Here is a 20,435-nt window from a genome sequence, read left to right on the forward strand (position 1 = left end):
GCTGCGCGCAGGCGCCTCAGCCAAGCAACTCCGGCACGGATGCTCCGCGTCGCGGAGGCGGATGGACATACAACCCATGCGCAACCTGCTCGGCTGTGCTCCCCCTTACCGGGGAGCGGCCGGAGGCGCGGGGTTAGTCATGTCCATGCCCAATGTGCTGGGAAACAACTCCTTGATCTCGTCGAAGGTCCACCGGCCCTGCTTCTGGATGGTCCTGGCCGGCGCGGGGTTGTTCAGCAGGGAGTACACGCCGCCGGCGGCGTAGAATAGGTTGCCGTTGACGTGCGACGCGGCGTCCGTGCACAGCCAGGTCACCAGCGGGGCGATCGCCTCCGGCGGACGCGGGTAGTTGCGCTCCGTCGCCACTGCGCTCACGATGCCCGCCTTCTGCTGCATCTCCCGCGACTTGTCGCTGATGGTCGCGGTCAGACGCGTGTCGGCGGACGGCGCCACGGCGTTAATGGTGACGCCGTACCGGCCCAGGTCCCGCGCGGCGGTGCGCACCAGTCCGGCGATGCCGTCCTTGGCGGCGCCGTAGTTGGCCTGGCCCGGGTTGCCGTAAAGGCCGGAGGTGGAGGACATGCAGACGATGCGCCCATACTTCTGCTGCCGCATGAGGATGGAGGCGAACTTGGTGCAGGCGAAGTTGCCCTTCAGGTGGACCGCTATGACCGCGTCCCATTCCTCTTCGGTCATGTTGAATATCATGCGGTCGCGCAGGATGCCAGCGTTGTTGACCAGGATGTCAATGCGGCCAAAGCTGTCCACAGCCATCTTAATGATGTGCTCGGCGTTCTTGAGAGAGGCCACGTTGTCGTGGTTGGCGACTGCCGTGCCGCCCTTCTTGCGTATCTCCTCTACCACCGCGTTGGCCACCGAGCTATCGGCGCCGGTGCCATCCGGAGCGACGCCCGCGTCGTTGACCACCACCTTGGCGCCTTCCGCGGCCATGAGCAGGGCGATTCCCCGGCCAATGCCGCGTCCCGCGCCCGTGACCACGGCCACTTTACCCTTCAGTCGCTCACCCATAGTGCCTTTTTCTCCTTCAGTCGTTACACGCCACGGCTACCGCTTGGCGGGCGCTCCGCCTTGCGGAGCGGGCTGCGGAGGCGGCGCGGGGTTGACCAGGCCCGCGGCCAGGGTGTAGGGCATGATGCCCTCCATCTCGTCCATGGTCCACAGGCCGTCCTTGAAGATGGTCTTGATGGGCCGGGGCTGGCTGAGCAGGGAGATGGTGCCGCCCGCGGCGTAGAATATCTGGCCGTTGACGTTGGTCGCCAGGTCGCTCACCAGGTAGGTGACGATGGGAGCGACGTCCTCAGGGTCCAGCTTCTCAAGCGCTGGCTCGCCCCAGTCGCCGAAGCCCTCGCGCTTGATGCCCATCTGGGTGCGCATCTCCCGCGCCTTCATCACCTCAGGCGTGATGGTCATGCGCGTGGCCGCGACGGGAGACACGGCGTTCACCCGAACTCCGTACCGGCCCAGGTCGCGCGCCGCCACTTTGGTCAGACCGGCGATGCCCGACTTGGCCGAGGCGTAGTTGGCCTGGCCGGGGTTCCCATACAGGCCGGAGGTGGAAGTGATAGTCACGATGGACCCGCTGCGCTGCTGCCGCATGACAATGGACGCGAACTTCACGCAGGCGAAGGTCCCCTTCAGGTGGACGCGGATGACGGCGTCCCACTCCTCCTCGGTCATGTTGAAGATCATGCGGTCGCGCAGGATGCCCGCGCAGGTGACCAGCGCGTCCAGCCTGCCCCACTTGTCCACCGCCTGCTTGATCAGCTTCTCCGCGTTGGCCATCACGGCCACGTCGTCAAAGTTGGCGATGGCCTCGCCGCCGCGCTTGCGGATTTCCTCCGCGACTTCGCTGGCGGGACCGGACGAGGCGCCGGTGCCGTCCACGTTGCCGCCCAGGTCACAGACTACGACCCGCGCTCCCAGGGACGCCAGCGCCAGAGCGATGCCCCGGCCCACGCCGCGGCCCGCGCCGGTCACGATGGCTGACTTGCCCTTCAGTGGTTGCTCCGCCATGTTCTACCCTCCTTGCTATGCCACGGGCTGGCGCGACGGCAGGGCGACGGTCGCCTTGCCCGGCGTCGTCGTCTGGCCCTTGCCGTTCTCCAGCCAAATGTCAAGTTCAACGAGATGCTGCCCGTCCGCCTGGCGCTTGCCGGTGACCTTTCCCTTGCAGGAGAGCGTATCTCCCGGCACGTCCATGCCACGGTATTGAACAGAAAGCTTCTTGAGGACGCCCTGCTCCCCCATCCAGTCGGTCACGAGCTGGCCGAGGAAGGCGTTCTTGAGAGCGCCGTGAATGATGACGCCCACCAGGCCCGTGCTACGGGCGAAGGCATCGTCGTAGTGGAGCTGGTAGAAGTCCCCTGAGGCGCCCGCGTACTTGACGAGCTGCTGCGTCGTGGTTTGCTTGAACAGCGTTGGGATCTCCTGTCCTGGCTGGACGTCCTCCCAGTAAACTTGCTTGCCCATCGTCTTCTCCCGCTGTCTAGTAGCCGATGCGCGTCGAACGCTGCGTGGCTACCTTCTCGCCCAACTGGTTGGTGTAGGTGGTCTCCTGGGTGATGAACAGGGCGGGGCCCATGCTCAACGCGCGCTCGGCGATGGCGGTGATCCTGGCCCGGGCGGTGATGACGTCACCGACACGGACAGGCTCGAAGTACTCCCAGTCGCTGCCGCCGTCCAGCGTCCGCGTGGTGGGCAGCTTCAGCTCCACCTTCGGCTCGGGGCGCGGCAGGGCGCGCAGGAAGGTGGGCGGGGCGATGACGCCGCCGTAGCGGGACTTGCGAGCGCGCTTCTCGTCAGTGAAGAGCGGGCTGGAGTCGCCGATAGCCTCGGCGAAGCGGCGGACATGGCCGGCCTCCACCGCCAGGGCGACGGGGTCCGACTCCACGCCGATGGCGCGCTTCATCTCGTCGGTGAGAAGGGGCTTGGCCTGCTGGGTCATGACATACCTCCGCAGTACATCGAGGGTTCACCAGGAGGGCAGACCCGGGACTCCCCGGGCTAGCAAGAAGCCAGCGCTGGAAGGCGGCAAAAAACCATGCGTAGTGTACGGGAGAGGCCAGGGCATGTCAAGGTTTGGGGCAGGCTCTCGTGAACGAAATCACGAGGGGTCTGCATCCTGCACCTCGGCGTCTCACGGGGCGCGAGGAGGGCCGGGGAGCTAGATGCTTCGGGCCATCTGGAAGATTTTGCCCTCTGTCTTCATCGCGGGCGCCACCACAAGCTCCGCCTTGTGGAAGTCCCGTATCTTGGCCGCCCCACAGCTCCCCATGGCCAGGCGCAGGGCGCCCACCAGGTTCTGCGTGCCGTCGGTGACGGTGGACGGCCCGAAGAGTACCTGCTCCAGCGCGCCGCGGATGCCCACCTTGATGCGCGTGCCGCGCGGCAGGGCGGGATGCGGGCTTGCCATGCCCCAGTTGAAACCATTGCCAGGCGCTTCCCGGGTCTGGGCGAGGGGCGTCCCTATCATGACCGCGTCCGCGCCGCAGGCGAAGGACTTGCACAGGTCGCCGCCGGTGCGGATGCCTCCGTCCGTGATGATAGCCACGTACTTGCCCGTCCGGCGGTGGTAGTACTCACGCGCGGCGGCGCAGTCGAGCGTGGCGGTCACCTGGGGCACGCCGATGCCCAGCACCTCGCGAGTGGTGCAGGCCGCGCCGGGGCCCACGCCGACCAGCAGGCCGTCTATCCCCGTCTCCATAAGCTCCAGGGCCGCGCCGAAGCCGACGCAGTTCCCCACGATGACGGGCATCTTTACTTGCCGCACCAGCTCGTCAAAGTGCAGCCCCCGGTAGCTTTTGGACTTGTGGCGCGCAGTGGTCACCGTGGACTGGACCACCAGGATGTCCGCCTTGGCCTCGTTCACCAGCGGCGCGAACTTCTTGGTGCTGGGCGGCGTCACAGACACGGCGCACACCACGCCCTCGCGCTTGATCTCCGCGATGCGGTCGCCGATGAGATTGTCCTTCAGCGGAGCACTGTAGATTTTCTGAAGCAGCGGCGTCACCTTGTCCGGAGGACATTCGATAACGCTGCGGAGCACATCCTCCGGGTTGTCGTACCGGGTCCAGACGCCTTCCAAGTTCAGGACGCCCAGACCGCCCGCCTTACCCATCATCACGGCGAAGGAGGGCGACACCACCGCGTCCATCGCGGAGGCGATGATGGGCGTGCGGAAGGTGAAGTGCCCTATCTGGAAGTCGGTATTGGTCTGCTCGGGGTTAATGGTCACGTCTCCGGGCACTATGGCGACCTCATCGAAGCCGTAGGCCCGTCGTAGCTCTTTAATGCGGGGCTGCTCCATACAGTGCACTCTTTCTCTATCCGCTGGTGTTGCAGGGCGCGAGGTGTGTTAGCGGCGACTATACCATCCGCCGTCGCAATCCGTCAAGACGTGAGGAGACGACGCCGATGATCCGAGATTTGCGTAGAACAACTATATCTATGGCTCCAGAAAACAAGCCGCACGTACATTCCCATACTACGACATCCCTAGCTTCAAGATTGCTAGGAGTCTGACGCGAGTTTGACGGTCTAGTCCACAGTTATCTAGGGGAGATGGCGACCCTCGACGACTGATTAGGGTCAGACACATGTTGGACACCAGCAAGAGAAATGAAGGGACAGTATGCTGGTGCCATGATGAGCGTGTAGGGGGCGGTCCTGCCGGGAGCGGCGCGCCTGGCACGGCTCCCGGCAGAGCCCTCTGCGGAAGCCGCGCGCCGATGGAAGGTGCTGCAATGGTTCCACGAGCATGGACGGAGGGTACGACTCACGGCCCGCCACTTTGGCTTCAGTCCGGATACCATCAGCCGATGGGCGCGGGTCTCTGCTGCGCACGGTCTGACAGGCTTGGAACCTCGGGGCCGCCGGCCAAAACGCATGCGCCAGCCCACCACACCGACGGCCGTGGTGCTGCGCATCCAGGCCCTGCGGGAGCAGTATCCGCGCTGGGGGCGGGAGAAGTTGCGGGTGCTTCTGGAACGAGAGCGGATCATCCTCTCTGCCAAGAGCATCGACCGAGTGATCCATCGTCTCAAAGCGCGGGGTGCGCTACGAGAAGCGGTGCGGCCGCGCAAGGCGGCGCGATGGCATCAGGAACGTCTCCGGCGACCCGCCGCCTTGGTGGTGGACCACCCGGGGGTGCTGGTGCAAGTGGACACCAAGCACGTCCCGTTGGGAGAGGGAAAGACCGTGTACGAGTTCGGAGCGGTGGACTGCTTTACGCGCAAACGGGTGGTGGCCCTGGCGCCTCGGCTCACGAGTGCTCAGGGAGCTGCCTTCCTGCAGCGGCTCGTGGCCCAGTTCCCCTTCACGGTGCGGGCGGTCCAATCCGATGGAGGAAGCGAGTTCTTGCAGGCCTTCCAGGCTGCGGCGGAGGCGTTGCACCTGCCGCACTACTTCAACCGACCCAACTATCCCCAAGGCAACGGGCGCGTCGAACGGAGCTTCCGCACGGACGAGGAGGAGTTCTACCAGGTCGAAGAGCTGCCCGCCGAGCTGAGCGGGCTGGAGGCCGCCCTTCTCCGCTGGAACCGTATCTACGAGACCGTGCGGCCGCACCAAGCCTTGGGCTACAAGACCCCAGACCAGTTCTACCAGGACTGGCTCAAAACGCACTCCCCGGGAAAGGAGGTCTTGTCCGATATGTCCTGACCCAGTACAGCTGCTTGTCAAGGCGACAGGGAGCGTGTATCATCGGGACGGCGTTTTTGTATTTGCTCACCCAGAACTCGCTCCTCGGAAGGAGGCATCATGCCTTACACGCGGGTCCTTTACCGCAAGGAGGGTGACCGCGCCACCATCACCCTCAATCGTCCCGACAAGCTCAACGCCATTGACGACACGATGTTCCTGGAGATGCACCAGGCCCTCCGGGAGGCTGACGCGGACCGCGAGGTGAAGCTACTCATCTACGAGGGCGCGGGCGCCAGCTTCAGCGCCGGGGCCGACCTATCGGGGACCAACACGGCGCTGGTCATGCCTCCCGACCCTCGGACGCGCCCGTTCCTCAACGACCTCTTCCAGGCGACGGTCGAGCGCCGCAAGCTTCTGGAGGCCATCTACGACTCGCCCAAGATGACCATTGCCAGGGTGCACGGGTACTGCCTGGGGCTGGGCCTGGACATCGCCATGATGTGCGAGACCATTGTGGCGACCGAGGACGCGGTCCTCGGCGACCCGTCCATCCGCCTTGGCCTTGCGACGCAAAACCCCCTCTGGACGTGGAGGGTGGGGCCGCGCCGCGCCAAGGAGCTGCTGCTGACAGGCCGGTATATGACCGGCGCGGAGGCGTTGCGCCTGGGCCTGGTCACCATCGCATGCCCCAAAGAGCGGCTTGAGGACGAGGTCAACATCGCCGCGGAGGGCATGATTCACCGAGGAGGCATGGGCGGCTACGACTCCTACATCTACGGGAAACTGTTCAATCGCGCCACGTGGGACGGCGCGGGCCTGGCCGCCGCCTGGTCCATGACGGCGGGGCTGCACGGCCTCTCCGCGATTCAGCGCCGCGGCTTCCGCCCTGACGAGTTCAACTTCTGGAACGCACGAGAGAAGTCGGGCATGAAGGGCGCCATCAAAGAGCGGGACGCCAGGGTGAAGCAACTGTTCCCCTGGAAGAAGCCTTCCTAGGCCATCCGCCCCGCCACGCGGGGCCGCACCGAGAGAGCAGGACAAGGAGAAAGCCTCATGCCATACCAGACGCTTCTCTACGAGAAAAAGGGTGACCTCGGCGTCATCACCCTGAACCGCCCGGCGGAGCTTAACGCCATCAACGACCAGATGCTCCACGACCTCGACGGCGTGCTGATTGACATCGAGCACGACATTGAGGTGAAGTGCGTGCTCTTCAAGGGCGCGGGCGGCAACTTCTCCACGGGCCAGGACCTGACCGGCAAGGGCACGGACGAAATTCTGCCGGACCCGAAAAAGGTCGTGGACATCGAGCACCTGATGGAGCTTGAGCGGCGGCGCAATCGCCGATGGGAATACATTGTCAACTTCCCCAGGCCGACCATCGCGCAGATTGACGGCTATTGCCTGGGCGCGGGCCTGTGGCTGGCCATGTGCTGCGACATCGCCGTCGCGGCGGAAGACGCCGTCATCGGCGACCCCGGCCTGCGCATGGGCATCGTGACGCCGCTCCCCCTCTGGAACTTCATGCTCGGCCTGAAGAAGGGCAAGGAAGTGCTGTATCTTGGCCGAAGCCTCAATGGCCGCGAGGCGGAGGAGCTGAACCTGGTGAACAAGGCCGTCCCGAGGCGCGCCCTGGACCAGGAGGTGGGTCGCTACGCGGAGGCTGTCTTGCTGGGCCCGGGAGACGGCCTCGTCATCGCCAAGGAGGCTATCAACGCCAACCTGGACATGCAAGGCATGGGCGCGGCCTTCCGCTACTCGACCGCCATCCAGATGCTCAACACCCTGCGGCAGCGGGCCGGCCTTCGCCCGGAGCAGTTCAACTTCTTCGAGGCGCGGGACAAGCTGGGCGTGAAGAAAGCCGTCGAAATGCGGGACGCGCCCTTTAAGACGCTCGTCAAATAGAAGACTGGCGCTGGGTAAGACAAGCGGCGGAGGTTCTACCTTCCGCCGCTTCTGAGTTAAGTGCTGCTGCTCCGTTGTGGTGCTACTTCTTCTGGTCCGGCGGCGGAGCCTGGGGCTTCATCGCCGCGTGGCGCTCGCAGGGCAGGCGATAGAACAGGTCGGCGCGCTCGCGAAGGGTGGACACGAGGTAGGGCAGCGCCTTTCTGATCTCATCACTCGTTTTGGCCCTGCTCACCTCCAGCGTCAGCATCGCGGCGACCCCACACGCGCAGCGGGCGGCGAAGAACAGCCGGAGGATATCAGGCGCTGAGTCCTGCCCTGGAAACCTGGCGAGAAAATCCAAACGGGTGTCCGCGCCGATGGCGTCCCGCACCAGGGCGTGCAGATCCGAAAGTCGAACAGGCTCGCGCAGCGTCATCGCTTGCTCCTCGCCGGTCATCGGGCGGAGTATAACACAGGGCGTCACCTTTCCCCGTGTCGCCGCATCTAACCCTTGAACGTGCGGGTGAGGTGCATTGTACTTGACATTTGTCCCCCGTGTAGCTATCGTAAAAATACTCATTGCAGGAGGAGCCTATGCCCAAGAACGAAATCACTCTGGAGCAGGCCATCGCCGGCGCCAAGAAGATGTCGGAAAACTACGTGGCCCGGGGGCCGTACAAGTTCTACCCGGACGCGACCGTGGTTGACTTGGTGCAGCGTGGTCTGGCGGAGAACCAGGTCAAGCAGGGCTATCGCTACTGTCCTTGAATGCCCCTTACCGGCGATCCCGTTGAGGACCGCAAGCGCATATGCCCCTGCGACAGGCACCACGAAGACATCGCACGCGACGGCTTTTGTATATGAATGTTCTTCGTGAGCGAAGAGTTTCTTCGCCAGATGGAGCAGGGGGGCCAGCCCGCGAGCAAGCTCGATGAGGCTGTGCGGGAGGGCCAGCCGCTGTTCACGCCCGGCGCGAAGCGGCCAGACAAGTCCGCGGGCAGGGCGAATCCGCAGGGAGGTGCGTCGGCGTGACCGATACGCAGATTACCGTTTTCACATCCGCGGGCTGAGGGCCTTGCCACATGGTGAAAGTGTACCTTTCACAGAGAGGCATCCCGTTCACGGAGAAAAACACGAGTCTTGACCCCGCGGCGAAAGAGGAGCTGATGAAGCTGGGCTACCAGGCCACGCCCATCACCCTCATTGGTGATCAGAAGCTCCTGGGGTTCAACCCCATGCGCCTTCAGGCGGCGCTCGCCGCGGCGGGCATCAAGAAATAGCCTCCGTCGGAATCAGGTGAATAGGCGAGAATCCCCCTTCCGTGGAAGGGGGATTCTTCTTTGCGCGCCTTGCTGCTCGGAGTTCATGCCCTTGCGGACGGCAGGACCTCACCCCCTCGGTCCCCCTCTCCGTCGGAGAGGGGGAGAGATAAAACGAGTACGGGAGGACACCTCCCGTGCCCTCCGGCAGGGGGCATCGCCCCCTGCACCCCCGCGGATTTATGCCACGAATTTCCAGACCAGGACGCTATCGGCTGGCCTCGGTCGTCATTGACCGCAAATAGTTGACGAGATGCCACCGTTCCTCGTCGGAGAGCTTGTCTTTGAAGGGCAGCATGGGCGTTCCGAACAACCCCTCGGAGATGAAGTAGAAGAGCTGCGAATCGCTGTGCAGGGGGACGTGCAGTTGGAGGTCAGCGGGGCGCAACGCGAGACCTGGCGCTTCGGGGCCATCGCTGCGTCCGGTCACGCCGTGGCACTGGGCGCAGTTAGCCTGGTACAGGCGCTGGCCTATCGCCACCGAGGCGGGAGTCGAGGCCACGGGGTTTCCCCCCGGCGCAAGGAGGGCCGGTGAGCTTGTTATGGACTGGACGTCTCTGGCGAAGGCGTTCGCCCAGGACGCCGCCGCCATCGCCACCAGCACCAGGCCGGCGAGTATTGTCCAGGCGGGCCGGAGGCGCAGGCGACGCAAGCTCCAGAACACCAGCCCCAGACACCCCATCATGACCAGGCCAATGATCACCCCCAACCCCGGCACCCACATCCCCGAGAACGCCACGCCCCCGGCGCGCAGCTCCACCAGAGGCGGCGCGGGAGCGGCGGGAGCGGCGAACGCGGACGCGGGAAGAGTCTCCGCGACGTCCACGGGGAATACGGTCCTCGCGTCCAGGGCGTCGGCCCGCCGGACGAACATCTCGACGGACCAGCGGCCTCGTGAGACCAGATTGCCCCCGGCAGCACGGTAGACACCCGGTCTTACCGACTGGAGGTCCAGCGTGGACGCGCCCACGTCTCCGGCTTCGCTTGTGAAGTTCAGCGTCACCTGGGCCGGCGTCGTCAGGGGAGCGCCGCGCACATCATTGAGCGCGACTTCAAACGTGTTCACGCCGGGACGCCCCGGTGAGATGGCGAGAGTGATGCGCAGGTCGTCGGCGCTACGCACGAGCTGCAGCTTTTGCACGGATGCGCGCGCGGCGATCTCTCCGGCGGCGGGAGGCATGGTCACCAGCAAGGCCGCCACCGCGACGATGAGGACGCCCATCACCGCCTCGCCGCGCACCAGCAGGCGGAACCGCCGCACCAGCGTCGTTGCCGTGGCCGCGAGCCGGGCGTGGGCGGCGGCCATGATACGAGGCCGCGCCCACAGGGCGTTCGTCGCGGCCAGAGCCAGCATGGGCACGAGCAAGGCGAGCTTGACCAGCAGGACGTTGCCATAGCCGGTGGTCAGGAGGCCGGGGAAGCTGCCAACCTGGATGAGGCTGCTGAGTATTCCCGTGCCGATGAGCACGCCCACGCTGGCAAGCGCCAGGACATGGAAGCGGGTAATGACTCCGCCCAGGACCTCGGCGTGCTCGGACGCGGTTAAAGAGGCTGGCGCGACCGCAAGTAGACGCACCAGAAAGACGAGGCCGCCCACCCACGCGGACGCCGCAAGCATGTGCAGCCAGTCGGCCAGCACGTACAGCGCGGTCGGCCCGGACAGCGCGGCTGCGTGGCTTGTCAGGCTGGTGGTGAGCAACAGAAGCGCGCCCAGGGAAGTCACGACCAAGAGCATGACCCGCGGGCGCGTGCCTTCGGACGGCCTGGGCCACGGTCGAGCGACCGCCGCCACGAGTCCGAGGATGAGCGCCACGCGCGTCAGCCAGAACGCGCCGAGACGCGTCTCCGTCACGACGCGCAGCGGCGACGTCTCCAGCTTCAGCGCCTGGTCAACAAGGGCCGCGACGGCCGCCAGGGCAAGCGCGGCGATGCTGCCCCAAAGGAGCAATCGGAGGAAGGAGAACGTGCGCGATTTCACATCCGCCAGACGGGCGTTACGTCCTCGCTTCCCGCGGAAGGCGGCGGGCGCGACCAGCAGCACGAATATCCCGCTGCCTGTCGCTACGACAGCTCCCACCAGGTGAAGAAAACGTCCCATCACCTCCAGCGGGCTCACGATGTACGCGGAGGACGCCGGCCCCGCCGCGCCCAGTTCGGCGCCCTGCGTCGCCCCTCCAATGGTGAAGGGGAACGACCCCGCTGTGACGTGCCCGTCCACGCTGGACAAGACGCGCCAGTTCACGAGATATGTCCCGTCCGGCAGAGGCGTTTTCAGCCCCAGCGAGAGGCTCAGGCGGTCGCCGCTGATACGCACGTCGCCCGCGTCAACGCGCTGACGCTGAGCGTCCAGCGCCAGCGCCTGTGTGAATTTGGGATCCACGGTCTCGCTGAACGTCAGCGTGATGCGCTCCGGCGCCACGGGTAACACTGCGTTGGCGGCGGGGTTGGAGTCCACCAGCTCCGCATGCGCCAGCGCGGGCCTCGCGCCGGCCAACGCCAGCGCGACCGTCACCAGGAGCGCCATCCCGCGCAGCAGCAGGCGCGGCCCCGCGGCAGGCAAAGAGCGCGCCATCTACTTTCTCTTGCGTCCCGACCAGATGAATACCACCGACGCCACGACCATCAGAACGACGAGGACACCCAGGGAGATTAGCTCGTCCCAGGGCCCGCCCGCGCCATGAAGCAGGGGGAACGCCATGACGGCGCCCCCCGCTCCAAACGACAAAATGGGGACCTGACGATTTTGAGCCACCGGAACCTCTATTTCGCAGGCGGCTTTTCAGCGGGACGCCGCGCCGCTAGGGCCAGCAAACCGACGGCGAGTCCCGCCACTCCGACGACGACTCCCGCGACGCCGAGAAGCGTGGCCGTGGACGCGGAGTCCTGCGCTTGCTGGGCAGCCGTAGCCGCCTGCGCTGTCTGTTGAGACACGGCCAGCCCGCCCGGGACCTGCTGCGGGAACTGAAGCGGGTCCGCCGCCTCGATGTCACTGAACCGGCCCGGGCCGGACTCAAAACGCTGGTCAACCTTGGCACCCTCGATGTCGCCAGTGAACTGGAAGATGTAGCGGCCCGGGCGCGTAGGGATGAAGACGGTCCGGTAGCTGCCTGGCTGTCCAAAGACCGTCTGGAGCGCCATCTCCTTGCTGGCGGGTCCCTGGCTAACCGTGACCTTGAGCGTCTTCTCCACACCCTCGACGGAACGTGGTGGAGTCACCGATGTATCCGTTACCCGGAGGCCCACACCGTTCGGCTGCCCTTCAAGGGCAGGCTCCTCGAAAAACCCGACGACGAACTGGTACTTGCCTACCGTGCGCCTCTCATGGGCAGAGGCATCCGTTGGGGGCAGCGCCACCGCGACAGCCGCAAGAAGCAGCAGGGCCGCGGGCAGCGCGCGAACGACGCGTTGAGAGCTAACTGAAATGCTCCTCATGGCATAGTCCTCCTTAAACAGCACATAGGCCACTCTTGCTACCGATAGTGAGTGGAGCGCGCTAGGAGCACGCTAGGCTGGGGGAGGACGCTCGGCCTGGGGAAGAAAGACTGTGGGTAACGAGGGGCTGATTATGGGCGGGAGCGCCGTCAGTACGGGCAGTTCAATTTGTACGGACACGTCCGGAGGATAGCCCAGGTCAGGCCCTCCCGCGCCGCGGTGGACTACCGCGGCGGGGCCGGCTTCCCATCGGGCCTCTTGCGGGCCGGTGTAGATGTAGCCGCCGACTGAGTGGACGTGCACAATGCCGATGAGGTGCATGGCCTGATGCAGGGGCGAACCAAAGCCCGAGGCCGTCGTAACGCCGCCTTGCAAGCCCCCCGCAGCGGGCAGAAGCGCAAGATAGAGCGCCAGAAAAACGATTACGCCGCGCAGTCTGAAATTCCGCATCACGCTTTGCATTATATACTAGGCAACGCCAGTGGGGCTGCCCTTTCTGTCTCGCCACAGGAAGAAGCCCGTGGCGGTCAGGGTGAGCGGCGCGAGCGCGCACGCGACCAGGGCCAAATGCAGCGAGCCGGACGTCTGGTACAACGCCCCCGCCACGAAAGGCCCTGCCGCTCCTCCCGCCATGAACATCGCGGATATGAAAGACGCAGCCACGGCGGTTTCGCGTGGCTTGATGCCGGGGATTTGATACGGCACACTTTGGATGATCGGCACGTAACCCCAGGCCAGACCGGTCACGGCGGCGCCCACGACCAGCAAAGCCACGCTGGATGTGGACATGAGACCCAGCGAGCCGAGAGCCATCGCGACGCCGCAAACGGCGACGGCCATCCTCCTGGCGCCGGGGCTGTGAAGACTCCAACCGATCACCAGAGCCGCCAGCGTCATGCCCAGAGATACCAACCCGTAGAGAAAGCCCGACAGGGCGAGGGGCATGGCGTAGGCGCTCTGCATGTACGTGGGCCAGAAGGTGCCGAACGCCCACCAGGCGAACGTTGTGCCGAAGGCGCCAAGGCTGGCCAGCCACAGGTCCCGGTGGCGAAAGACGGTCCAGAATGACAGCTTCTCCTGGGAGGCCATCGCCTCCTGGTAGGCGGGAGTGACCCTCTCGCGCGCCAGGACGATGAATAGCCCTGCCACTACCAGGATATAAGCGCCGTAGACCGCGAAGGTCAGGCGCCAGCTTCCCAACAGGTCAAGGACAAGGGGTGTCAGCGTGAGGGTGGCAGCCTCGGCGATGCCCGTTGCGCCGATGAACAGGCCGTTGGCAAGCACCACCTCCCGTGGCGCGAACCACTGGGTAAGGAACAGAGCACGGCCGGGGCTTCGCGCCGTCTGCATAATGCCGAAAAGCATGCGGCTTGCCAGGAGCGCGCCAAAGAGCGGAGCAAAGGCCTGGCCAAACGTGAAGAGCGCGGCACCCAGGAACGTGACCATGAGCATCAGCCGGGGGCTATGGCGGGACAGGAGAAAACCCAGAGGCAACGCGAGCAGGATATTCCCCAGTCGAAAAGACGACCCCAGCCAGCCGGATTCCAGGGGCGTGAGGTGCAGTTCAGCCACAATGGATGGCAGGAGGATTCCGAGCGCGAGTCCGACCAGCGAGAAACACGAATTCCCTGCCATCAGGGCTGCCAGAACAACCCATCGGTAACGCGAGGCCGGCTGAAACCCGGCAGCATGTGCATTCCGGGCGGGCGCCATGTCGGCGGGTGGTGTGGCTCGTGACTCGCTCGTGATGCCCTCCCGGCCTCGGTGCGTCGTGCCCGCACCGCGCGAGGCCATTATTGATGCGTCGCAAAGACGTGTCAAGGCAAACCGCATGGCTTCGGCGCGTCCAGCCACTGGCCGGAAGTGCCTGCGTCTGTTATAATTATGTCTGGGGACGCGTGGTTTCGACAGGGGGTGTTTGGACAGAATTGCAGGCCGAGGGCGCCATCAGGCCTCGTTAAAAGGTGGCACAACTGTAACTGGCGAGCGCGAGTTCGCACTCGCTGCCTAAGTAGGCAGCGACGTCCGCCTTCTCCTCTCCTCGAAGGGGGAGACCGGGCGCCACGAAGTCGAGGTGCCGCCTATCCTGACGTCGCTAGGGGCAGGCGAAAGTTTCCAGCGGCTGGCCTGGAGCGACCCCGTCGGTCGGGGCGGTCCGGGCGAGAAACAAAGGGCCGGCTAAACCTGTAGCACATTCTGTCGAGGTATCCTTTGGACGGGGAGTTCGACTCTCCCCCGTCTCCACCAGAAACACGGACCAGATAGCGCCTGCTGCTCACCCCAAGCAGCGGGCGTTTCCTTTTCCAGAACGTAGAGCGTCACATCGCTGTCCGGGCGCGTCGTGGCGATCTCCAGCAGTGGCCGGAAGGGTGGCTTGGCGCGGATGGCGGCGTAGGCAGACGCAGGCTGTCGGTTCGAGCCCACTCGTCCTGATCTCAGGCAACCCCCGTCTTACTCTCAGGGATCGCTGTCCTCGGCGTTGAGGACTGGGTGCAGCGGCTAGCTAGAGGATGTGGCCGCATGAACCCGTCCCCTACCGTGTCTCAGTGCCGTGACTGGTTCTCTTGCGTTCTGGTTGAATAGTCATCGTTCCCGTATGCATGTGGTGAACGATCAACCCAAGTGCAAGAGACCAGAGGCGCCTGCATGGCGATGCTTGGAGCCAGACAGTACAAAGCGACCAAAAAGCTCCACCAGACGGGGGATGTCTCCCCATCAGGGCGGATTGACGTGCCTGCGTGTGGCGCACAGACTGGCGTCGAGTGTCGGTATCTGAACAATTAGCGTTCGTTGGTACGGTATTGGTTGGAAACATTGGCAATCAGGGTGCATGTGACGCCGCTGGTCCCCGTGTTCTTCGCAGTGCGCTCAAGTGCACCCCTCGAAGACAATGAATTTGGCAGGAGGTAGCCATGACTATTCGTGGGGGATATCAGCCAGCATTCTGAAGGTTGATCTCACAAAAGGGACCATACGCAAAGAGCCGTTGCCCAGTGGAGCTGTCCTGCGCAAGTTCGTGGGAGGCATGGGACTCGGCCTCTACTACCTTCTCAAGGAAGCGCCGATGGATGTTGCCGCCACGGACCCGCGCTCCGCTCATGTTCATGACCGTGCCTCTGGCGGGCACCCCTGCGCTAAGCTCCGCCAACTGGGTCACAATCTGCTCCCATTAAAGCATCCCTTACGCGGCGGGGGGTGGGCCACGGGCACGGGTTTTGGGCCGCCTATCTGAAACACGCGGGGTACGAAGGCATCATCATCACCGGCAAGGCGGCCAAGCCGGTTTACCTGCGGATAGACGATGGCCGCGTCGAACTACGGGATGCGAGTCACCTGTGGGGTCTGGGCACCCGCGAGACGGAGCGGCGCAACAAGCGGTAAGCGTCCCGCAGGGCGGCGCGCCTCAAGCTTTGCTCATAGGGGGATGTCATGCTGCCACGAAGTCACGGGCCTCTGCTGGTCTTCTTCGCCAACTGCAACGACCCCGCGCGGGAGGAGGAGTTCAACCGCTGGTTCGACACCGTGCACATCCCTGACGCCATGCGGACGCCGGGGATGGTGGAGGGACAGCGTTACACGTGTGTTCACTTGCGTCTGGGCAAGGTCCAGTACATGGCCGCCTACACGCTGGACACCAGCGACTTCCCTAAGCTGGCCTCGGACCTCCGCACCGTGCGCGAAGCCGAAGCGGCTCGGGGGCAGTGGAGCCAGCTCATCGAGGTGCCGGTCGGTGGCGTCTTCGCGCCCCTGGGCAAGAGCCAGGAAAACACGGCTGCACGACGCAGACCAACGGGCATGCTGGTGGTCGTGTCGAACTGCGCCGACCCCGCGCGGGAGGCCGAATTCCATCGCTGGTACGACACGGTGCATCTCCCTCACGTGCTGGGGGTGTCTGGTGTGCTCTCCGCTCAACGCTACAAGTGCGTCCATCAGCGCTACGGCCAGAGCGGGTTCATGGCTGTGTACGACGTAGCCGTGGACGACTTCCAGAGGCTTGACCAGGACCTCCATCGGCTTATCCAGGAGGAGAAGGCCCGCGGACAGCGGCCCGTGCCAGAGCTGAACGCTGTCGTCCTGAGTGGCGTCTACGCGCCCCTCGGCGGGAAGCTGCGGCGGCCCGCATGACCCAGACTCGTATCTGACAGGCAAAGCCAAGGGCGACTCAAAAGTCCTTGCTTGTATCCACGCAGCTCCACCAAAAAGGATTCGAACCGCGAGCGGCTTGCTGATAGGTGATCGTTCTGGATGCCGGTTGGCAGCGCCCAAATCCGTATCGACCGGTGGGTTTCAATGACATCAAGACTCGCACGAGTACAACACAAGTCGTGCGTATAGCAGCACTCACCAGTCTCTGCTGCGGGGCGCTACGTGCGTAGTCCGGACTCTGAAGAGCTCTACCTGGCGGCGCGGCGCCCGCTCAGTGCGTACGAGGGCATTGTGGGCACCTTGACCGCGATGATGCCAGGCTCGTGTCTCTCCAGCGCCTGCTCCACGGCGGCGGGCACGCTCTCCAATCCATCCGCGGAGAAGCAGCGCGCGCCGAATGCGTCCGCCAGCTTCGTCCAATCCGGGTTCGTGAAGGCATAACCCTTCGCGCGCCCGTACTTTTCTTCCTGCAGCGCCTTGATCGTGCCAAATCCGCCGTCGTCCTGGACCAGCGCTATTGTCGGCACGTGGTACCGACAGGCAGTGTTCAACTCCTGCAGGTTGAACAGAAACGCGCCGTCGCCGGATATCGCCAGCGCGGGCCGCTCTGGTCGTGCTATCTGCGCGCCAACCAGCGCCGGGAATGCGAATCCGAGCGTGGCAAAGTAGGTGGACGTGAGGTAGGTCCCCGGCTCGTACATGTCCAGCGCCATGCCAGACCATCCGCCAAGCACCGTTACGTCCGCCGCCACCATCGTGTTGCGCGGGAGCACGCGGCGCAGCCCCTCCATAAGCACCACAATCTCTGGCGACGCTCGGCCCATGGCGTCTCGCCACTCGCGCTTCATCGCGGCCCAGTCGCGCCGGGGCCGCCCGATCTGCGGCAGTTCACGCAGCAGCGCGACGAGCCGCGTCAGCGTGCGCCGCAGATCGCCCACGACAGGAGTTGCCACCGGGTACACGCGACCAATCTGTCCCGCGTCAATGTCCACCTGGATGACTTGTCTGTTCTGCGGCAGGGCGCGCGGTCCGGATCTCCACGCACACATGCGCGTGCCGAGTGCCAGTACCAGGTCCGTCTCGGGGTCCAGTGGCGACGTCGCACCTCCCGCATCGCCGCTCGCGCCCATACACTGGGGATGATCGTCTGGCAGCGCCCCCTTCCCCCGGAACGATGTGTAGACAGGCGCGTGCAGCAGTTCCGCCAGCGTGCGCAACTCCGCCGACGCGTTCGCTGCAGCAATGCCTCCCCCAGCCAGGATGATGGGCCTGCGCGCCTGCGCCAGATCCCGCGCCACGCGCCGCAGGAGGACGTCGTCGGGCTCGACGGTTGGGATAGAGGGAGGGGCTAGCACGTGCGGCTCCCCCGTCGCGGCCAGCACGTCCATGGGGATTTCCAGCTCGTACGGTCCAGGGCGTCCGGTGAGCATGACGCGGAACGCCTCGTTCACCGCTTCGGGAATCTCCTCCACGCGTTGCACCACGCGCGACCCCTTCAGCAGCAGCCGGAAAACAGCAGACTGGGCATCAAGCTGATGAGGGAACATCATGCCCTTGCCGACTGCGCTGGAGGCGACTTGCCCGCTGATGAGAAGCACCGGTATGCTACCCGCAGCCGCCGTCCCCATAGCTGCGGCCGTGTTGAGGGCGCCGGGGCCGGAGACCGTCAAGCACACGCCCGGCTTAGCTGCAACGGCGGCATAACCCATAGCCATGTAGGCCGCCGCCTGCTCGTGTCGCACACCGACCTCGCGGACGTCCGTGTGGTCGTTCCAGGCATTGTAGAAGGCAGCCATCTGCTGGCCCACGAGCCCGAAGATTGTGTCCACGGAGTTGCGCTTGAGTGCGAGGAGCAGGGCCTCGCCGCCGGTGATAGTCGCCATGCCGCACCTCTCGAAATGGAGTTAGGCGAGAGTATGGAAGAACGGGCGCAGACCGGAAAGCGCCCGCCCGTGAAGCACTCCGATGCCCAGGCGAGAGAGGACAACGAACACGGGTGCTCGCCTCCTCCTCGATTTTGGCGCAACGAATAGCCTGACGGGAGACATCTAGTCTAAGTCTACACAGTGTGTCAAGCTTCGGGCGTTTCACAGGCTTTTGAGAAGTCATCGGCAACCAGGATGTTGACTTTTAAGTTAGCCAGGATCGCATAGCGACCTCAGAGTTCATCACCTTTAGTGCGACAGCGACGTGGCATACGTGTGAGGCTAACATGACCAGAGGGTCGACGGTGGGCGAGTTCCTGTCAAGAGGGGGTACCCCCGGCTCTATACGCTTAAGTGCGCAAGAGGGTGCAGGACGGATTGAAAGCACCCGCTGGCCTCTGTAGCTTAGCGTGCGGCAAGCAACTCAAAGCGAGGGAGGTGCGGCGGGGAAGTTCGAGCGACGGAGGCGCTATAATCAGGCGGTCGGACACACCCTCATCCCGGGAGCCTCACTGCCCTGACTCTTCGGTCCGGAAGCGTCTTAGTTTCGCTGAAACCCGGCATCACGGCCTGAGGATATTTTCATCGCCGTGACGGGTAGTGTGAGCGCGCACGCTATCAATATGAGAATATGATGATGCAAAGTGAGTCGAGCGGGTTGCGCACGGTCGTTATCACGCGCGCCGATGGAGCGGGTCGTGTCCCGTCAAGTGGTGTGAGACGACGTCATCCTGGTCGCACCATTACGCCGCGCTCGCCGTTACCAGTTCCCGCTCCTTGGTCTCCCCCAGGAGTTCGTTCGGCGCTGCCGCAGCCAAATAGCGCCGGCAGATTGCCCACTCGTCGTGCTGCTCCGCCAGCACTGCTCCCACCAGCCTGATGACGGCGGCGCGGTTCGGGAAGATGCCCACCACGTCCGTCCGCCGTCGGATCTCCTTGTTTAGGCGTTCCTGAGGGTTGTTGGACCAGATTTGCCGCCAGTGGGCCACCGGGAAGCTGGCGAACGCCAGGGTATCCCTCCCCGGCCCATCCAGCAGCAGCGCCGCTTCGGGGAACCGCTCGTGCAACTGGGTCACCACCCGTCCATGCTGCAGGCGCACCTCGTCAGCCGAGGGTTGCTGATAGATGGTCCGCACCACGGTCGCCACCGCCGCCTGAGCGCGCTTGGGCACGCGGGTAAGCAGGTTGGTCATGAAGTGCGTGCGGCAGCGCTGCCAGGCGGCGCCCGCGAAGATGGCGCCGATGGCGTCGCGGAGGCCCTGGTGGGCATCCGAGATGACGAACTGCACGCCACTGATCCCTCGGGCGAGCAGGGACCGGAGGAAGCCCAACCAGAAGGCGCCATCCTCGCTGGTCCCGACGTCCAAGCCCACGATCTCCCGCTTGCCTTCGTTGTTGACCGCCGTCGCCACCACCACGCTCACGTTGACGATCCGGCCGCCCTCGCGGACCTTCTGCGTGAGCCCGTCCAACCATAGGTACGGATACGGTCCTCCATCCAAGGGCCGATGCAGGAACTCCTCGACGGTCACGTCGAGCTCTTCGCAGATACGGGAGACCTGACTCTTGGAGATCCCCTCGCAACCCAAGGCCTTGATCAGGTCGTCCACCCGCCGGGTCGATACCCCTTCCACGTACGCCTGCTGCACCACGGCGAGCAGCGCGCGTTCGCTCCGCCGCCGCGGCTCAAGCAGGCTGGGAAAGTAGTTCCCCTCCCGCAGCTTGGGGATCCGCAGGTCCACCGTGCCAACGCGTGTATCCCAGGGCCGTTCGCGATAGCCGTTCCGATGCGTCAGCCTGCCCGGTGTTCGCTCCCCATACCCCGCGCCGATCTGCGCGGTCACCTCGACGTCCATGATCCCCTGCGTCAGAACCCGCAGCCCTTCCCGGAGAAAGTCGAATTCCCCGTCCTCCGCCCTCTTGCGCATCAGTCCCAAAATGTCCACACTCTCTTTGACCACTGTCGTCTCCTCTCTTAGAGCATTAGCCGTGCTTGTAAGGATGACGCGGTGGTCGCTTCTTTGCTAGACCACCCTGGTCTTACACCACTTCCTGGGACTCTACT

The 20,435-nt window shown here is 64.7% G+C and carries 20 protein-coding genes and 1 other RNA gene; 8 read left to right on the forward strand and 13 right to left on the reverse strand.

The genetic code is table 11. The features are described 5' to 3' along the window. Nucleotides 1-105: 105 nt before the first annotated feature. The 5 genes from Q7T26_01475 to Q7T26_01495 form a co-directional block, all read right to left on the reverse strand. Entirely contained in the window at nucleotides 106-1,029 is a 924-nt protein-coding gene (locus Q7T26_01475) for an SDR family oxidoreductase (protein ID MDO8530829.1), read from the reverse strand. Between the two features lie 36 nt (nucleotides 1,030-1,065). Beyond that, the gene (locus tag Q7T26_01480; protein MDO8530830.1) at nucleotides 1,066-2,034 is read right to left on the reverse strand and encodes an SDR family oxidoreductase; all 969 of its coding nucleotides are present in this window, start codon (nucleotides 2,032-2,034) and stop codon (nucleotides 1,066-1,068) included. A 15-nt stretch (nucleotides 2,035-2,049) separates the two neighbouring features. After that, nucleotides 2,050-2,490, reverse strand: coding sequence for a MaoC/PaaZ C-terminal domain-containing protein (locus Q7T26_01485; GenBank protein ID MDO8530831.1), 441 nt, complete (start codon nucleotides 2,488-2,490; stop codon nucleotides 2,050-2,052). A 16-nt stretch (nucleotides 2,491-2,506) separates the two neighbouring features. Further along, entirely contained in the window at nucleotides 2,507-2,965 is a 459-nt protein-coding gene (locus Q7T26_01490) for a MaoC family dehydratase N-terminal domain-containing protein (protein MDO8530832.1), read from the reverse strand. Between the two features lie 219 nt (nucleotides 2,966-3,184). Next, the gene (locus Q7T26_01495; GenBank protein ID MDO8530833.1) at nucleotides 3,185-4,327 is read right to left on the reverse strand and encodes a GuaB3 family IMP dehydrogenase-related protein; all 1,143 of its coding nucleotides are present in this window, start codon (nucleotides 4,325-4,327) and stop codon (nucleotides 3,185-3,187) included. A 428-nt stretch (nucleotides 4,328-4,755) separates the two neighbouring features. On the opposite strand from Q7T26_01495, the gene Q7T26_01500 reads away from it, so the two are divergent. The 3 genes from Q7T26_01500 (at nucleotide 4,756) to Q7T26_01510 (ending at nucleotide 7,566) form a co-directional block, all read left to right on the forward strand. Further along, nucleotides 4,756-5,679, forward strand: a complete 924-nt coding sequence (locus tag Q7T26_01500) for a DDE-type integrase/transposase/recombinase (GenBank protein MDO8530834.1) — start codon at nucleotides 4,756-4,758, stop codon at nucleotides 5,677-5,679. Nucleotides 5,680-5,778: 99 nt separating this feature from the next. Continuing rightward, the gene (locus Q7T26_01505; protein MDO8530835.1) at nucleotides 5,779-6,657 is read left to right on the forward strand and encodes an enoyl-CoA hydratase/isomerase family protein; all 879 of its coding nucleotides are present in this window, start codon (nucleotides 5,779-5,781) and stop codon (nucleotides 6,655-6,657) included. A 57-nt stretch (nucleotides 6,658-6,714) separates the two neighbouring features. After that, a complete protein-coding gene (locus tag Q7T26_01510) occupies nucleotides 6,715-7,566 on the forward strand; it encodes an enoyl-CoA hydratase-related protein (protein ID MDO8530836.1) in 852 nt (283 codons plus the stop codon). An 82-nt stretch (nucleotides 7,567-7,648) separates the two neighbouring features. Here the strand turns inward: Q7T26_01510 and Q7T26_01515 are convergent, their stop codons facing one another. Next, nucleotides 7,649-7,984, reverse strand: a complete 336-nt coding sequence (locus Q7T26_01515) for a hypothetical protein (protein ID MDO8530837.1) — start codon at nucleotides 7,982-7,984, stop codon at nucleotides 7,649-7,651. Nucleotides 7,985-8,142: 158 nt separating this feature from the next. Here Q7T26_01515 and Q7T26_01520 point away from each other — a divergent pair, with 158 nt between their 5' ends. After that, a complete protein-coding gene (locus tag Q7T26_01520) occupies nucleotides 8,143-8,580 on the forward strand; it encodes an FtrB family double-selenoprotein (protein ID MDO8530838.1) in 438 nt (145 codons plus the stop codon). A 50-nt stretch (nucleotides 8,581-8,630) separates the two neighbouring features. Then, nucleotides 8,631-8,828, forward strand: coding sequence for a glutaredoxin family protein (locus Q7T26_01525; GenBank protein ID MDO8530839.1), 198 nt, complete (start codon nucleotides 8,631-8,633; stop codon nucleotides 8,826-8,828). Between the two features lie 247 nt (nucleotides 8,829-9,075). Here the strand turns inward: Q7T26_01525 and Q7T26_01530 are convergent, their stop codons facing one another. From Q7T26_01530 to Q7T26_01550, 5 genes are all read right to left on the reverse strand, one after another. After that, on the reverse strand, nucleotides 9,076-11,439 hold the full coding sequence (locus Q7T26_01530; GenBank protein ID MDO8530840.1) for a FixH family protein: 2,364 nt from the start codon (nucleotides 11,437-11,439) through the stop codon (nucleotides 9,076-9,078). Next, nucleotides 11,440-11,565, reverse strand: a complete 126-nt coding sequence (locus Q7T26_01535) for a hypothetical protein (GenBank protein ID MDO8530841.1) — start codon at nucleotides 11,563-11,565, stop codon at nucleotides 11,440-11,442. A 62-nt stretch (nucleotides 11,566-11,627) separates the two neighbouring features. Next, the gene (locus tag Q7T26_01540; GenBank protein MDO8530842.1) at nucleotides 11,628-12,299 is read right to left on the reverse strand and encodes a hypothetical protein; all 672 of its coding nucleotides are present in this window, start codon (nucleotides 12,297-12,299) and stop codon (nucleotides 11,628-11,630) included. A 72-nt stretch (nucleotides 12,300-12,371) separates the two neighbouring features. Continuing rightward, the gene (locus tag Q7T26_01545; protein MDO8530843.1) at nucleotides 12,372-12,749 is read right to left on the reverse strand and encodes a hypothetical protein; all 378 of its coding nucleotides are present in this window, start codon (nucleotides 12,747-12,749) and stop codon (nucleotides 12,372-12,374) included. A gap of 18 nt (nucleotides 12,750-12,767) precedes the next feature. Further along, nucleotides 12,768-13,934, reverse strand: a complete 1,167-nt coding sequence (locus tag Q7T26_01550) for an MFS transporter (protein MDO8530844.1) — start codon at nucleotides 13,932-13,934, stop codon at nucleotides 12,768-12,770. 255 nt (nucleotides 13,935-14,189) lie between these two features. Between Q7T26_01550 and ssrA the strand changes: the two genes are divergently transcribed. From ssrA to Q7T26_01565, 3 genes are all read left to right on the forward strand, one after another. After that, nucleotides 14,190-14,546: a transfer-messenger RNA gene (gene ssrA / locus Q7T26_01555) on the forward strand. A gap of 948 nt (nucleotides 14,547-15,494) precedes the next feature. Continuing rightward, complete coding sequence (locus Q7T26_01560) at nucleotides 15,495-15,680, forward strand: aldehyde ferredoxin oxidoreductase N-terminal domain-containing protein (GenBank protein ID MDO8530845.1); 186 nt, start codon at nucleotides 15,495-15,497, stop codon at nucleotides 15,678-15,680. A gap of 48 nt (nucleotides 15,681-15,728) precedes the next feature. Then, nucleotides 15,729-16,424: a hypothetical protein gene (locus tag Q7T26_01565; protein MDO8530846.1), complete on the forward strand. Its 696-nt coding sequence runs from the start codon at nucleotides 15,729-15,731 to the stop codon at nucleotides 16,422-16,424. 269 nt (nucleotides 16,425-16,693) lie between these two features. On the opposite strand, the gene Q7T26_01570 is transcribed toward Q7T26_01565, so the two are convergent. Continuing rightward, nucleotides 16,694-18,328, reverse strand: coding sequence for a thiamine pyrophosphate-binding protein (locus Q7T26_01570; GenBank protein MDO8530847.1), 1,635 nt, complete (start codon nucleotides 18,326-18,328; stop codon nucleotides 16,694-16,696). A 785-nt stretch (nucleotides 18,329-19,113) separates the two neighbouring features. Then, nucleotides 19,114-20,331 (reverse strand): IS256 family transposase, encoded by a 1,218-nt coding sequence (locus tag Q7T26_01575; GenBank protein MDO8530848.1) that lies wholly within the window; start codon nucleotides 20,329-20,331, stop codon nucleotides 19,114-19,116. Nucleotides 20,332-20,435: the final 104 nt, after the last annotated feature.

It is taken from the genome of Dehalococcoidia bacterium (assembly GCA_030648205.1).
In the GTDB taxonomy this organism is placed as follows: Bacteria; Chloroflexota; Dehalococcoidia; order JAUSIH01; family JAUSIH01; genus JAUSIH01.

What these genes read in the sequence shown, in the direction of transcription:
- Q7T26_01475 (MDO8530829.1), bottom strand. Translation starts at nt 1,029, where the DNA reads ATGGGTGAGCGACTGAAGGGTAAAGTGGCCGTGGTCACGGGCGCGGGA.
- Q7T26_01480 (MDO8530830.1), bottom strand. Translation starts at nt 2,034, where the DNA reads ATGGCGGAGCAACCACTGAAGGGCAAGTCAGCCATCGTGACCGGCGCG.
- Q7T26_01485 (MDO8530831.1), bottom strand. Translation starts at nt 2,490, where the DNA reads ATGGGCAAGCAAGTTTACTGGGAGGACGTCCAGCCAGGACAGGAGATC.
- Q7T26_01490 (MDO8530832.1), bottom strand. Translation starts at nt 2,965, where the DNA reads ATGACCCAGCAGGCCAAGCCCCTTCTCACCGACGAGATGAAGCGCGCC.
- Q7T26_01495 (MDO8530833.1), bottom strand. Translation starts at nt 4,327, where the DNA reads ATGGAGCAGCCCCGCATTAAAGAGCTACGACGGGCCTACGGCTTCGAT.
- Q7T26_01505 (MDO8530835.1), top strand. Translation starts at nt 5,779, where the DNA reads ATGCCTTACACGCGGGTCCTTTACCGCAAGGAGGGTGACCGCGCCACC.
- Q7T26_01510 (MDO8530836.1), top strand. Translation starts at nt 6,715, where the DNA reads ATGCCATACCAGACGCTTCTCTACGAGAAAAAGGGTGACCTCGGCGTC.
- Q7T26_01515 (MDO8530837.1), bottom strand. Translation starts at nt 7,984, where the DNA reads ATGACGCTGCGCGAGCCTGTTCGACTTTCGGATCTGCACGCCCTGGTG.
- Q7T26_01525 (MDO8530839.1), top strand. Translation starts at nt 8,631, where the DNA reads ATGGTGAAAGTGTACCTTTCACAGAGAGGCATCCCGTTCACGGAGAAA.
- Q7T26_01530 (MDO8530840.1), bottom strand. Translation starts at nt 11,439, where the DNA reads ATGGCGCGCTCTTTGCCTGCCGCGGGGCCGCGCCTGCTGCTGCGCGGG.
- Q7T26_01535 (MDO8530841.1), bottom strand. Translation starts at nt 11,565, where the DNA reads ATGGCGTTCCCCCTGCTTCATGGCGCGGGCGGGCCCTGGGACGAGCTA.
- Q7T26_01540 (MDO8530842.1), bottom strand. Translation starts at nt 12,299, where the DNA reads ATGAGGAGCATTTCAGTTAGCTCTCAACGCGTCGTTCGCGCGCTGCCC.
- Q7T26_01545 (MDO8530843.1), bottom strand. Translation starts at nt 12,749, where the DNA reads ATGCGGAATTTCAGACTGCGCGGCGTAATCGTTTTTCTGGCGCTCTAT.
- Q7T26_01550 (MDO8530844.1), bottom strand. Translation starts at nt 13,934, where the DNA reads ATGGCAGGGAATTCGTGTTTCTCGCTGGTCGGACTCGCGCTCGGAATC.
- Q7T26_01565 (MDO8530846.1), top strand. Translation starts at nt 15,729, where the DNA reads ATGCTGCCACGAAGTCACGGGCCTCTGCTGGTCTTCTTCGCCAACTGC.
- Q7T26_01570 (MDO8530847.1), bottom strand. Translation starts at nt 18,328, where the DNA reads ATGGCGACTATCACCGGCGGCGAGGCCCTGCTCCTCGCACTCAAGCGC.